The sequence below is a fragment of the Parafilimonas sp. genome, from assembly GCF_051953455.1.
Lineage (GTDB): Bacteria > Bacteroidota > Bacteroidia > Chitinophagales > Chitinophagaceae > Parafilimonas.
The window spans coordinates 57,821-71,454 of the sequence record NZ_JBQCIT010000063.1 but is presented as its reverse complement, the minus strand read 5'-3'; the positions used below and the strand labels follow the sequence as shown (position 1 = coordinate 71,454).

At 41.5% G+C, this 13,634-nt stretch carries 15 protein-coding genes and 1 tRNA gene; 10 read left to right on the top strand and 6 right to left on the bottom strand.

The features are described 5' to 3' along the window. Positions 1 to 144 precede the first annotated feature (144 nt). From ACTHN6_RS21815 to ACTHN6_RS21800, 4 genes are all read left to right on the top strand, one after another. Positions 145 to 459, top strand: a complete 315-nt coding sequence (locus ACTHN6_RS21815) for a hypothetical protein (protein ID WP_440437904.1) — start codon at positions 145 to 147, stop codon at positions 457 to 459. A 12-nt stretch (positions 460 to 471) separates the two neighbouring features. Next, positions 472 to 672 (top strand): YgaP family membrane protein, encoded by a 201-nt coding sequence (locus ACTHN6_RS21810; RefSeq protein WP_440437903.1) that lies wholly within the window; start codon positions 472 to 474, stop codon positions 670 to 672. 79 nt (positions 673 to 751) lie between these two features. Next, positions 752 to 1,315, top strand: a complete 564-nt coding sequence (locus ACTHN6_RS21805; RefSeq protein ID WP_440437902.1) for a YeeE/YedE family protein — start codon at positions 752 to 754, stop codon at positions 1,313 to 1,315. Between the two features lie 8 nt (positions 1,316 to 1,323). Then, positions 1,324 to 1,860: a YeeE/YedE family protein gene (locus ACTHN6_RS21800; RefSeq protein WP_440437901.1), complete on the top strand. Its 537-nt coding sequence runs from the start codon at positions 1,324 to 1,326 to the stop codon at positions 1,858 to 1,860. Positions 1,861 to 2,597: 737 nt separating this feature from the next. On the opposite strand, the gene ACTHN6_RS21795 is transcribed toward ACTHN6_RS21800, so the two are convergent. Together ACTHN6_RS21795 and ACTHN6_RS21790 are read right to left on the bottom strand one after the other, a co-directional pair. After that, positions 2,598 to 3,569, bottom strand: a complete 972-nt coding sequence (locus ACTHN6_RS21795; protein ID WP_440437900.1) for an aldo/keto reductase — start codon at positions 3,567 to 3,569, stop codon at positions 2,598 to 2,600. A 45-nt stretch (positions 3,570 to 3,614) separates the two neighbouring features. Beyond that, positions 3,615 to 4,091 (bottom strand): META domain-containing protein, encoded by a 477-nt coding sequence (locus ACTHN6_RS21790; protein ID WP_440437899.1) that lies wholly within the window; start codon positions 4,089 to 4,091, stop codon positions 3,615 to 3,617. 572 nt (positions 4,092 to 4,663) lie between these two features. Here ACTHN6_RS21790 and ACTHN6_RS21785 point away from each other — a divergent pair. The 6 genes from ACTHN6_RS21785 (at position 4,664) to ACTHN6_RS21760 (ending at position 9,719) form a co-directional block, all read left to right on the top strand. After that, the gene (locus ACTHN6_RS21785) at positions 4,664 to 5,437 is read left to right on the top strand and encodes an outer membrane beta-barrel protein (RefSeq protein ID WP_440437898.1); all 774 of its coding nucleotides are present in this window, start codon (positions 4,664 to 4,666) and stop codon (positions 5,435 to 5,437) included. 50 nt (positions 5,438 to 5,487) lie between these two features. Next, on the top strand, positions 5,488 to 6,678 hold the full coding sequence (gene hflX / locus ACTHN6_RS21780; RefSeq protein WP_440437897.1) for a GTPase HflX: 1,191 nt from the start codon (positions 5,488 to 5,490) through the stop codon (positions 6,676 to 6,678). 65 nt (positions 6,679 to 6,743) lie between these two features. Further along, positions 6,744 to 6,817, top strand: a tRNA-Asn gene (locus ACTHN6_RS21775). 207 nt (positions 6,818 to 7,024) lie between these two features. Further along, entirely contained in the window at positions 7,025 to 7,912 is an 888-nt protein-coding gene (locus tag ACTHN6_RS21770; protein ID WP_440437896.1) for a hypothetical protein, read from the top strand. Between the two features lie 95 nt (positions 7,913 to 8,007). Next, positions 8,008 to 8,994, top strand: coding sequence for a pseudouridine synthase (locus tag ACTHN6_RS21765; RefSeq protein ID WP_440437895.1), 987 nt, complete (start codon positions 8,008 to 8,010; stop codon positions 8,992 to 8,994). 14 nt (positions 8,995 to 9,008) lie between these two features. Continuing rightward, entirely contained in the window at positions 9,009 to 9,719 is a 711-nt protein-coding gene (locus tag ACTHN6_RS21760) for an RluA family pseudouridine synthase (protein ID WP_440437894.1), read from the top strand. On the opposite strand, the gene lpxB is transcribed toward ACTHN6_RS21760, so the two are convergent. From lpxB to ACTHN6_RS21740, 4 genes are all read right to left on the bottom strand, one after another. Then, on the bottom strand, positions 9,716 to 10,852 hold the full coding sequence (gene lpxB / locus ACTHN6_RS21755; RefSeq protein WP_440437893.1) for a lipid-A-disaccharide synthase: 1,137 nt from the start codon (positions 10,850 to 10,852) through the stop codon (positions 9,716 to 9,718). The two genes, ACTHN6_RS21760 and lpxB, sit on opposite strands and share 4 nt — an antisense overlap. Positions 10,853 to 10,950: 98 nt before the next feature. Further along, positions 10,951 to 11,502, bottom strand: a complete 552-nt coding sequence (locus ACTHN6_RS21750; RefSeq protein WP_440437892.1) for a DUF2231 domain-containing protein — start codon at positions 11,500 to 11,502, stop codon at positions 10,951 to 10,953. Between the two features lie 108 nt (positions 11,503 to 11,610). Further along, a complete protein-coding gene (locus ACTHN6_RS21745) occupies positions 11,611 to 12,846 on the bottom strand; it encodes an MFS transporter (RefSeq protein ID WP_440437891.1) in 1,236 nt (411 codons plus the stop codon). 82 nt (positions 12,847 to 12,928) lie between these two features. Then, positions 12,929 to 13,615, bottom strand: a complete 687-nt coding sequence (locus ACTHN6_RS21740; protein ID WP_440437890.1) for a DedA family protein — start codon at positions 13,613 to 13,615, stop codon at positions 12,929 to 12,931. Between the last annotated feature and the right edge of the window lie 19 nt (positions 13,616 to 13,634).

The window sequence follows — 13,634 nt, the reverse complement described above, 5'->3', positions numbered from 1 at the left end:
CATAGAACACACGGGGTTCACTGAATTATTATCTGTGTTTACGTGTTTTCCGTAGGAATAAAAAGATGAATAGCATTGTTGCAGTACAAGGGAGTGACACAACAAAAGCCTGATAGCATTACAAAAGCCGATAAACAAAAAAATATGAAACTATTAATTATAACAAGCATTAAAGAATACCAGCAAAGCGTTGCTGACATTCTGCGAAAAGCAGAGATAAGTGTATTTAGTGTAAGCGAAACCACCGGTTTTAAAAATAATGACGGCGAACCATTCATGAACGACTGGTTTGGTACCGGTGAAGGCAGTTTTGAATCTGTTGTGCTTTTCAGTTTTACCACTGAAGAAAAAGCAACAATAACTGTGAACATGTTAAAAGAATACAATCAAAAACAGGCTAAACACTTCCCGGTACGTGCTTTTGTGTTGCCGGTTGAACAATCAAGTTATCAACTTTAAAAAATAAATTTTATGTGTGAACGTATAGTACGCGCTGTTGCAGGCATTATTGTGTTAACAAGCATTACACTGGCTGCTCTGGTAAGCATCAAATGGCTGTTGCTAACTGCTTTTGTAGGGCTTAACCTGCTGCAGTCATCATTTACAAAGTTTTGCCCGCTCGAAAAAATGCTTAAGGCCTGTAAACCCGCCCCGAAAGCATTAGCTTCCTGATCAGTTAATAAAAGGCATCAATTTTAACCGAATGTAAAAATTTAAATACTTCAGATAATTTTGCTGCAAAAAGCAAGCAATGATAGAGGCATTAAAACAGCCCTGGCCCTGGTATGTATCGGGCGTGATAATTGGATTGATGGTGCCCGTTTTATTAATTGCAGGCAACAAATCTTTTGGCATATCGGCTAACCTGCGGCATATATGCGCAGCATGCTTTCCTGCAAAAATTCCATTCTTTCAATACAAATGGAAGAAAGAAATATGGAACCTGTTTTTTGCGGCGGGCATCGTAGGCGGCGGCTTTATTGCGGCACATTTTCTCACCGATACCAACTCTGTGCAGGTAAGCCCGGCGCTAATGGCCGAACTGAATAATTATAATATACACGATACATCCAGCCTGTTGCCCGCCGAACTTTTTAGCTGGCCGGCGCTCTTTTCTGTAAGGGGTTTTATGCTGCTTATTGTGGGTGGTTTCTTTGTGGGCTTCGGCACGCGGTATGCAGGTGGCTGCACCAGCGGCCATTCCATCATGGGTTTAAGCAATTTGCAGTGGCCATCGCTGGTTGCCACTATCAGTTTTATGGCGGGTGGTTTTATAATGGCTAACCTCATCCTGCCTTATATTCTTTCTTTATAAAAATGATTATGAACACGGTTGAAAAAAATAAAAACACGGTTATAAAAACCACACCGGCTGATCTCATTACCGATTATGAGGTGCGTTCTGAAGATACTACCTGCATAAATGAGAGCGAGCTGCAGCATCCCTGGTGGTTTAATTTCAAATACCTTATTGCGGGCATTTTATTTGGCATTGTGCTGGTGAAATCTGAAGTGGTTTCCTGGTTCAGGATACAGGAAATGTTCAGGCTGCAAAGTTTTCACATGTATGGCGTAATAGGCACGGCCGTGATAACGGGAATAATTGCCGTGTGGCTAATAAAAAAGCTCAACATAAAGACTATTTATGGCGAAACCATACATTTCCGGCCCAAAAAATTTAATAAAGGACAAATTTTCGGCGGTTTAATTTTTGGCTTAGGCTGGGCAATGACGGGCGCCTGCCCGGGGCCGTTGTTTGCACAACTGGGCGCAGGTTTTACGGTGATTGCCGTGGTAATTGCCAGTGCGGTGGCCGGCACCTGGGTGTATGGAAAGCTGAGGGATAAGTTGCCGCATTAATAGGATGTAGAGAAGAGAACCATTCAAATTTGGGATTGAAGAAAATGCCTGCACTGCAAGCCGGCTTAACTCCCCGGTTGCAGGGATTTTCACCCCCAGAAACCAGGAAATCTTCCCCAGAAGTCCGTTCATCCTCCCCAGAAAACTCTTTCTTTTCCCCGGAATTTTGAAAAAACTCCCCAGAAAACTCAATTTTTTCCCTGGAAAACAGGAAAAATTCCCCAGAAAATCGATTCCTTTCCCCAAAAAACCGGTTCTTTTCGCTGTTTTTGCGAAAATTCCCGCTGGAAAATTCATTTTTTTCGCTGTTTTTTGAGCTTTTTCGCTGTTTTATCCATCCTTTTCGCTGTTTTCCCGGGAAAAATCGCTGTAAAACACATTCTTTTCGCCGTATTTTTCAAACTTTCGCTAAAAGACCGGTTATTTCCCCGCTTTTTACGCCCTTTTCTCGCTGCTTCCATATAAACCCACCCCTGCTATTGAAAGAAACTTGTATAACAGGGCATAAAAAAAGCAACGACAGCCGCCATTGCTTTTCCTTTCGGAATAAGAGGTTTGATTTATTATTGAATATAACGTTGTACAATTTTATTATGAAGGTGAGCCCGTCACCCTGGCAACAGGAGAGGTCTCATGATTTTTTTAATGGTTGCTATCCGGGAGATTTCTCCTGTCGTCGAAATGACGTGCACTTCATTCCTTATCCCGAACGCACGTTAAAAACGTTTTTGCAGTATTTATTGCGACCATTGGGTAGGCTGCCTGTCCCAGCGGTGATTTTTCAATTCATCCAACAGGTTTTTGGTTAAACCCTTGCCATCGCTGGCCTGCATATTGGCCATAACATTCTTTAATTTACGCATGCCGGGGATGGTAGTGGAAACATCGGGGTTACTTAAAATAAACCGCAGCGCCATTTCGGGCATGGTCATGCCTTCGGGAATTAAAGGCTGCAACGCTTCCGCATGGTCAACGCTTGAATTAAGGTTTTCAGGTACAAAATAGGTGGAACGCCAATCGTTTTCAGGGAAAACGGTGTCTTTGGTGAGCGTGCCGGTGAGGGTTCCCTCATCAAAGGGCACTCGGGCAATAACGCCAATGCCCATTTTGCGGCAAAGCGGAAAGAGATTGTCTTCGGGCGCCTGGTCGAAAATGTTATAGATCACCTGCACCGCATCTATCAAACCGGTGTGCAGGGTTTTCAGGCTGTTATCGGGTTCCCAGCGGTTAATGCTTATGCCCCAGGCCCGTACTTTACCCTGTTGGGTTAATTTAATAATCGTGTCCTGCCATTCATCTTCATCGGCCCAGCCATCTTCCCACACATGAAACTGCTGCAGGTCTATTGTTTCCACGCCGAGGTTCTTAAGACTCTTTTCGGTGTATTCAATAATATAATCCGAAGGAAAAACATCTTTTAAAAGGAATTCCCGCTTGGAAGGCCACTTGCGGTTTTTGGGCGGAATCTTGGTGGCAACGTACAATCTTTTATCTGCATGCCTTTTTAAAACAGCGTTGAGTATTTGTTCGCTTAAACCATCGCCGTAGGCCCAGGCGGTATCGAAAAAATTACAGCCCATTTCAACCGATTTGTCAAGGGCACGGTTTACTTCTTCGCTCTCAGAGCCCGTCCAGCCAGCCATGCCCCACATGCCGTATCCAATTTCGCTTACCTGCCAGCCGGTGCGCCCGAATTTTCTGTATTGCATTGTAGTGTTTTAAGGTTTAAAGATAAAAACCTGCGCCCATGCAAACTAAATTTGTTTGGTGGGGTTTTTATCTACGTGCCGCACCCATTTGGACAAGACCGTTGTGTTATACATGAGCTGAAGCACGCCGTCCTGAATTTGATAGCGGTTTGTTTTAAGCAGGTTTTCCATAAATGCTTCTTCATTATAGCCGGGGCAGGCTTTTTTGGTAGAGATAAGTTTTTCATTAAACTGAAGGGCATCCTGCGAAAGCAAAAAAGCGCCGCTTATATTGTTGCAGCCGGTATTGCCGGTGAACCTGCCGGTTTTAACATTGAAAACAATGAATGGAATTTTGCCGGCGGCGGTGTCGGAGCTTAATACAGGCGATAATTCCCATTTGCCGCTGAGGGTGGCCGTATCGTTTTCATGAACGGCGGCGGCAATTATTCCACTGTTCATTTTTTGCGGTGTATACATGTGCGCATTCGCCTGGCCGGTTATCAGCAGCAGGGCAAGGTTTGCAAATAATAAATGTTTCATGTGGTTGAGTAAATCAATTTTTAAGCCATGCCGGTGTGTTAAGGTTTAGATTGAGTGAAGAATTTGCGTTTAAAAATTATTTTTTAACGTGAGGTGGGGAGAAGGAACGAGGTGCACGTCATTTCGACGATAGGAGGAATCTCCCGGATAGCAGCCATTAAAAAATTATGAGGCCTCTCCTGTCGTCGAGTTGACGGCTCACCTTCAGGATAACATTGAACAACTTTATATTTAAAATATATAAGCTTAAATAAAATGGGTTCGGAATAAGCCACGGGTTACACGTCATTTCGACGACAGGAGAAATCTCCCGGATAGCAGCCATTAAAAAAATTATGAGACCTCTCCTGTCGTCGAGTTGACGGCTCACCTATCCCGAACTCCTTTATTTTAAGTGTAAACATCTGCATTGCTTGATGAAGTAGATTTATTTTGCGTTATTTTAACCGGGTGTGTGGATTGAATTCATTTATTTTTGTCCGCACTTTAAAAATTAACAAAGCATAAAGCGGGAAATAACTGATTATAACCAGGATTTCTGCAACCAGCAAACTCAAATTATTATGAACCAGATGAAAAAGTTTTTCCTGCTATTGTTTTCGATAGCTGCTTTTGTTAGCGCGCAGGCGCAGGTTAATACTGATACTTCGGCTTTATCCCGCGTTATGCCGGAACCGGCGCCGAAAAACAGGGAGTGGTCCAAGCTGGATTTGAGCACAAGGGCAAATGATCATTTTATGGTTCAGTATGGTTACGATATGTGGCCAAATGTGCCGGACAGCATTAATACATCTGGTTTTTCAAGGCATTTTAATATTTATGTAATGCTGGATAAACCTTTTCGCAACAGCCCGCATTTTAGCGTAGGCATTGGTTTGGGAATAGGAACAAGCAATATCTTTTTCTCCAATACTTATGTAAACCTTAAATCTGCAACGGCCACTTTGCCTTTTACCAATGTTACCAGCACCAATCATTTTGATAAATTCAAATTATCAACTGGTTTTATTGAAGTGCCGCTTGAATTGCGGTTTGCCGGCAACCCGGTTCAGCCCGATAAAGGTTTTAAAATGGCGCTGGGCATAAAAGGCGGTTTATTAGTTACTGCCCACACAAAAGGAAAGAATTATGTGGATGCCAACGGTAATTCCATCTATGCAAAAAATTATATCCAGAAAGAATCTGACAAGCATTTTATAAACAGTACGCGCTTTGCGCTAACCGGCCGTATTGGTTTTGGCCATATTTCCCTTGATGGTTCTTACCAGGTTACCAGTTTTTTAAAAACCGGCGCCGGCCCGGTTATTCATCCCGTTTCAATCGGGCTTACTTTAAGCGGCCTGTAATTTGCGGGTTGGATGAATTGGTTTAACTTTTAAAAAATTAGCTACAGCATTTGATTGATATTAAGCAACAGGTAAAAGCCGAAGAGCGGGCAGTGCTCGTGGGTATAGTGCAAAAAAACCAGGAAGAACGCGAGGTGCAGGAAAATCTTGATGAGCTTGCTTTTCTTGCCGAAACAGCCGGTGCCATTGCCATTAAAACCTTTACGCAGAAATTACCGCAGCCCGATAGCCGGACATTTATAGGAAAGGGGAAGCTGGAAGAAGTGGCAGCTTATATTAAAACGCACCCGGCAGATATCATCATTTTTGATGATGAATTAAGCGGCTCGCAGATTACCAATATAGAAAAAGCAACCGGCGTTAAGGCCATAGACCGCAGCGATCTTATTCTCGACATTTTTGCAAGACGTGCTAAAACCTCACGTGCCAAGGCGCAGGTGGAACTTGCGCAATACCAATATATTTTGCCGCGTTTGCGCGGTATGTGGAAGCACCTTGAAAGACTTGGCGGTGGTATCGGCACAAGGGGCCCTGGTGAAACGGAAATTGAAACAGACCGCCGTATAGTAAGAGATAAAATTTCGTTGCTGCGCAAAAGATTGCAGGAAATAGACAAGCAGGCTTTTACGCAACGAAAAGATCGTGGTGAATTTATACGGGTTTCCCTTGTGGGTTATACCAACGTTGGCAAAAGCACCATTATGAATTTGCTGAGCAAAAGCGATGTATTTGCTGAAAATAAATTGTTTGCCACGCTTGATACCACTACCCGTAAAGTTGTGTTTGAAAACACACCTTTTCTTTTAAGCGATACAGTTGGTTTTATAAGAAAGCTGCCGCATCATTTAATTGAGAGCTTTAAAAGTACGCTGGATGAAGTGCGGGAAGCCGATTTGTTGCTGCACGTGGTGGATATTTCACATCCGAAACATGAAGAGCAGATGGCTACAGTAAATAAAACCCTGCAGGAACTGGGCGCGGCTGATAAACCCGTTATAACTATTTTCAACAAAATTGATGCTTACGAGCAACTGAACTTCGACGAATGGCTGGACGCTGGCACAAAACAGGAAATCTTACACCAGCTTGAAGAAAGATGGCAAAAAGCTACAGAAGATAAAACGGTTTTTATTTCAGCCGTTGAAAAAAGAAATATTGATAAACTGCGGAATATTGTACTGGAAAATGTGCGGGCATTATATCGCCAACGCTATCCATATAAGACAGAATATTTCTTTTAACGCTAATTTTAAAAAAGGAGTTGGTAGGAATATAAAAACGATTATTTTTGCAGCCCCTAAAACATTCCTCAGTAGCTCAGCTGGTTAGAGCATCTGACTGTTAATCAGAGGGTCACTGGTTCAAGTCCAGTCTGAGGAGCTTTAAAAAAAGAAAGCGTTACGGAAACCGTGGCGCTTTTTTTATTTTTTCTCTTAAGAATTTCTTGCAGCCTAACATCTGAGCCATTAAAAGTTAATCTCACATTTATTCTTATTAAACCTTCTATGGCATAAATTTTGCCCGCTTGGGCGCTTTAACTACTTACTTTCCAATATCTTTTATTCCTAATTTTTGTAAATTTTTTCAATGAGAAAATTAAGCTCTATTGTATTGTTTGTAATGTTATTAATAGCTTCTCTTTCCTGTAAAAAGGAAAATGCGCAGTTCGACACAGTCTCGTCTTCCAGTGAATCTGATCTTTCTATTAAAAAGATTAGAAAGAAAACGCCAACAGGCCCCATTGTTGGCCGCCAGCAGCAAATAACAATAGCAACCGGCGACTATACATATCCCACTTCACAGGCATTATTATGGTTGCCTGCAGGTTACGATGGCATAAAAAGTATCAAGAAGAAATATCCTTTAATTATTGCACTTGATGGGGTGGGTGAGCAAGGCACAGATATTACGGCTCTGCTACATAGCGGTACCATTGCATACCGCATTTCAAAAGGATGGGATGCCGTTTCTAAAAATCCTGCGGATGGAAAAGACTATTCATTTATTGTATTTACACCGCAGTGCCCGGTAAGCTGGGGCTGGAGTGCACCGCAAATAAAAACCATGCTTGCTTCGTTAAAAAAGACTTACAGGATAGATGCTTCCCGTGTTTATTTAACTGGTTTCAGCGCAGGTGGCTGGGGTTTATGGAGCTGTATGACGGATGATGTGAGCCTTTGCGAGCAGTTTGCAGCTATCGGGCCGGTAAGTTCCGCAGCAGCAGATCATCCGGATAAAATAACCAACGTTGCCAAATACAATATTGCCTGCTGGAATATTTGCGGTACTGCTGATTCTTTTTATGGAAATGCTGTTAGCTATACCAATACTATAAACAATGCAAATCCTGCTATACCGGCAATATTGACTAGTTTGAAAGGCGTTGGCCATAGTGCCTGGAACCAGGCTTATGATACAAGCTGGCGCGTAAATAAGAAAAACTTCTTTGAATGGGCTCTGCAATACCGCAGGTAGAAAAAACATCAGCTAAACAATCTAAAATGCTTTGAACTTAAGTTTTAAAGCATTTTTTATTTAATTGAATGACATTTGCCCTTCAAAGCAGATACATGAAGCAGCATTCATTTGAAAAATTTATTAATAAAGAAAAGAACTCACGCAAAAAAGAGGGGATAAAACAGGATAAGCGCAGGTGGAAGGAAGAAAAGAAAAAACGATATGAAGAAAAGAAAGCTAATTATGAATTGCAGCCTTCCAAATCCGAAACCTCCAGGCAAGTAAAGCCAGGACATAAACCGTTAAATCCAAACACAAAAACAGATAAGGCCAATGGACCGAATCCGGGAGAAATACCGCTTAATAAATTTATTGCCCATGCAGGTATATGCGGCAGGAGAGAAGCGGCAACGCTGGTAAAAGAAGGTAAAGTAAAAGTAAACAACACCATAATTTACGAACCGGGCTTTAAAGTAACATCAACTGATAAAATTGTATTCAATAACAAACAGTTGCATGTACAAAAAAACCTGGTTTACATTTTACTGAATAAGCCGAAAGATTATATTACTACGGCAAAAGATACACATGGCCGCAAAACGGTTTTTGAACTGGTGCAACAGGCCACAGGCGAAAGAATCTACCCGGTAGGCAGGTTAGACCGCAATACAACCGGCGTTCTGTTGCTTACCAATGATGGCGACCTCACACAGAAATTAACACACCCATCTTTCGAAATAAAAAAAATATACGAAGCAAAGCTTGATAAACCTTTGCTGAAAAAGGATATGGAAGCCCTTCTTAAAGGCGTTGAGCTGGAAGATGGTTTTATAGCTGCTGATGCCGCCGGCTATGCCGATCCGAAAGATAAATCACTGGTGGGCCTCGAAATTCACAGTGGCAGAAACCGCATTGTGCGCCGCTTGTTTGAGCACCTGGGTTATGAAGTTAAAGCGCTCGACAGGGTATTGTTTGCCAATCTCACGAAAAAAAACCTGGAACGTGGCAAATGGCGTTTCCTGCATGAAAAAGAAGTTCGCCTGTTGAAATATATGAACCAAAGCTTTGTAAAAAAGAAACCGTCGCCAAAGAAAAATTAATACTGGATTAGATAATGAAGTTTGAAACAATTTTTGAAGACGATAAATTAATTGCCATCAATAAGCCGGCAGGCCTGCTTAGCATTCCGGACAGGGAGGGAAAAGAAGTTTCTCTTAAACAAATACTGGCGGACAAATACGGTGAAATTTTTACCGTGCACCGCTTGGATAAAAACACAAGCGGTGTAATAGTCTTTGCAAAAGATAAAGCCGCCCATGCAGAAATTTCGCAGCTCTTTGAAAGCCGCGCCACAGAAAAAATATATTATGGCCTGGTGCACGGAAGTATATCTCCCCAAAGCGGAAAAATTGAAGAACCTATCATGCAGCATCCGTCAGGCAACGGAAAAATGATTTTAAGCAGTAAAGGAAAACCATCATTTACCGAATATGAAATGCTGGAAGATTTCAGGCGTTTTAGCTGGGTAAAATTCAAAATCCTTACCGGCAGAATGCATCAGATACGCATTCATTCCCAATTTATCGGGCATAGCATTGTTTGCGATGATTTATACGGAGATGGCAGCCCTGTTTTACTGTCTTCCCTCAAAAAGAAATATAATTTAAGTAAGCATGAAATTGAGGAAAGGCCCATTTTATCAAGGCTTGCATTACACAGTGCTTCACTAAAGTTTGTGTTGAATGAAGAAGAATATTCATTTGAAGCGCCGCTGCCAAAAGACCTGAAAGCTTTATTGCAACAGTTAAGGAAACTGAATAATTAGTTCTTACTTTTTGCTGCATCTACAACAATTTTTGCTGCATTGGCCGAGGCATTACCGTCTGCAGATAAAATGTTTTTTAGGTTTTCATAATCATCCTTTAGCTGCTCTTTTTTGGCTTCATCAAAAAGCAGTTTTGATAATTCCTGTTTCAGGCTTTTAACGGTAAGCTCATTTTGAATTAATTCCTTCACCACAGGTTTATCCATAATTAAATTAACGAGCGCTATGTATTTGATTTTAATAAGCCGCTTTGCAATCTGGTAACTTATGTTACTCCCCTTATAGCAAACCACTTCGGGCACGCCAAACAAAGCGGTTTCCAATGTTGCCGTGCCGCTTGTAACCAATGCAGCTTTTGCTTCTGTAAGCAGTTGATATGTTTTATTGCGAACGGAAGAAACATTTGTGTAATTGCGTACAAAGCTTTCATAAAACGCATCTTCCAAACCGGGCGCTTTGGCGAGAATAAACTGGTATTGCGGAAAATGCCTGCTTACTTCCAACATAATGGGAAGCTTCTTTGCAATTTCCTGTTTCCTGCTGCCGGGCAGCATGGCAATGATATTATTAGCGGAAGGCTGCCGGCCGGTTACCGATTGTTTAAACTCATCAACCACCTGCACCAATGGATGGCCTACATAATCTACATCCCAGTTCCATTTGCTTTTATAATATTCTTTTTCAAATGGAAGGATAACGATCATTTCATCTATCGTTTCTTTCATTTTGGGCACACGGCTTTCTTTCCAGGCCCAAACCTGGGGAGAAATATAGAATACGATTTTAGCTTTGAGCCTTGAGCCTTGAGCTTTAAGCTGATGCGCCCATTCGGCAATGCGTAAATTAAAGCCGGGATAGTCAATCAGCACTAATACATCAGGTTTGAATTCGAGTATATCTTCTTTGCAGAATTTAAGGTTATTCAAAATGGTTTTCAGGTTCATTACCACTTCGGCAAATCCCATAAATGCAAGATCGCGGTAATGCTTTACCAACGTTGCACCGGCAGCCTGCATCAGGTCGCCGCCCCAGCAGCGGATATTTGGTGCTTCATCAAGTTTCTTTATTTCTTTTATAAGATTACTGCCATGCAAATCACCGCTTGCCTCACCCGCAATGATGTAATACTTCATAACTATATTCCGCCGGGCGGAAACATTTATTATTAAAAAAGATAAAGTAAAGAAAAGTAAATGAAGCGGCTTGCAAAATTCTTTATTGTATCTCTTTATTAAATGGGATCCTTTGTATCAGAAAAAATTTCGCTGGCATTTTTTTGAATTTCCTCCTGTTCAGGTATTTCCTCATGAGCGGTAATATCAACCCCAATATGATGACGCTGTACCATGGCCCATCCTTTAAACCCGGCATATAACATTATTAGAAAGCCAACGATAGTTAACAAACAATTCGATTGTACAGGTGGGTTTGCCGCATTGAGATTGGAATACATTACTACACCGTTAATAATGAAAAAGCCCAGCCAAACAATATTGGCAATCATGTGCTTCAATCCTGTTGATTTGGCATCAGTAAATTCAGGTACAGATAACCAATCAATTAAGCCCGGCAGCATTGCAATCGCACCCATGATTATAGCAGCGCAATTAGCAAAAAACCCCACCTGGTACCAGAATGGATTTTGATTATATGCATACACAATGCAACAAATCATCGTTACCGTATTAAAGGTAATGGGAAATGAAACCAGCATAGGATGCAGCGGGTGGCCCAATATTTTTACTCTGCTTTGCATACCATATCCGCGTAAAAAATGTGCCACGAAAATTATGTTCAGTATGGAAGACAAATTCCTGCTGAAATTATTCTCTTCATGCAAGTCAATTCAATACAGAAGAATACAATTAACCACAAGGGGCTTAAGGCATTATCAGGCAACATCTCCTTCAATATAATCAAGATCTTTATGATAAGTTTCATCGGTAAAAACCACGGATAATATGCCGATAATAAATACCACTATGCCGGTAATCCAGCCGGCCGTTAAATAATTACCGGTTGAGCCCTGCAGCCATACAAATAAAATAGAAACGAGGTTTAATGAGCCGCGGATCATATTCGGAACGGTAGTAGCAACAGTAGCGCGGATATTTGTGCCGAACTGTTCTGCAGCCATCGTAACAAATATGGCCCAGAAACCCGTTCCAAAACCAAGCAGCGCACACACCAGGTATAAATGAAAAGGCGTGGCATTATGCAGGTTAAAGAACCATACAATGCCAATGGCGGTTATAGCATAAAAAACATATAAAGCTTTCTTCCTGCTCATCAGCCATTTGCTTACAAAGCCCACAAGAATATCGCCCACTGATATAGCCGCATAAGCAAACATTACGCTTTTACCCGGATCGATAGCACCTTTTATATTCATGTGTGCGCCAAATTCTTTTGAAAAAGTAACAAGAATGCCAATGACATACCAGGTAGGCAACCCAATAAAAATAGCGGTTATATATTTCCTTAAGCGTGTTTTATTGGTGAAGAGCATCAGGAAATTTCCTTTGGAAATATTTTTGCTTTCAATGCTCTTGAACATGCCCGATTCAAGCACGCTTACCCGCAGCAGCAAAAGCAGGAAACCTAAGCCGCCGCCAATAAAATAACAGGTTCGCCAGGGAAACATTTCTTTTATAAAAAAGGCAACTACCGCACCCGTTAAACCAATGCCTGCCACAAATGAAGTGGCGATGCCGCGTTTTTCTTTGGGTAATAATTCTGTTACCAGCGTAATGCCTGCACCAAGCTCGCCAGCCAGGCCAATGCCTGAAATAAACCGCACCAGGGCATATTGATTTACCGTTTGCACAAAACCATTGGCAATATTGCCAAGCGAATACAGGATGATGGAAGTGAACAGAACTTTCAGCCTGCCCTTTTTATCGCCTAAAATACCCCATAAAATGCCGCCAATGAGCAGGCCCAGCATTTGAATATTAATGATGAACAAACCATCTTTTGCAATCTGGTCATCATTCAGGCCTAAGGATCTTAATGAGGGTACACGGATGATGCTGAATAAAAGCAAATCGTAGATATCAACAAAATAGCCCAGCGCTGCAACCAATACAGCAAAGCTGAATACAGATTGTTGCTGCTTATTTTTCATGCGTGCATATTTATTTTTTCAATTGTCTTATAGAACGCGCAGATAAACATTCACCTGTATATCAAAATTTTACATGGGCGTTTCACACAACCTTTTTTGAGTCTTTTTTGTCTTTGGCAAAAAAGAATTTATAAATGATCGGAAGCGTGGATACTGCCACAATAATAATTACGATCATTTCAAGATGCTCTTTAAGGTCAATCCCGAATTTACTCATAACCCATTTGTAAAGAAAATGGCCGGCAAAAAGCATAGCGCCCACCCATGCCACGCAACCTACAATATTAAAGTATGTAAATTTCTTTTTGTCCATTTGCACCACACCGGCAACAATCGGCGCAAACGTTCTTATGATAGGCACAAAACGTGCAGCCACAATAGCCCATCCGCCATATTGATTATAAAACTCCGTGGCACGCACCAGGTATTTTTTCTTGAACAACAGCGTATCTTTTCTTTGATATAAGAAAGGCCCACTTTTTCGCCCAAACCAGTAGCCAACAAAATTCCCGATAATACCGGCCAATGAAATTATTATCCACAAAAAGAAAAGATCAACCACTTCGTTTGTGGAAGGAATAACAGAAGAGGCAAGGTCGCGGCTGTAAATGCCGGCTACAAATAACAGGCTGTCGCCAGGCAAAAAGAAACCTGCAAATAAACCAGTTTCAGCAAATATGATGAACAACAATAACCATAACCCGCCAATTTGTATGTAAAACTCAGGATTAATAAGATCGTGCCATTGAAACTCCAATAAGTGAATCATTTTGTTTGTTTAATAAGTA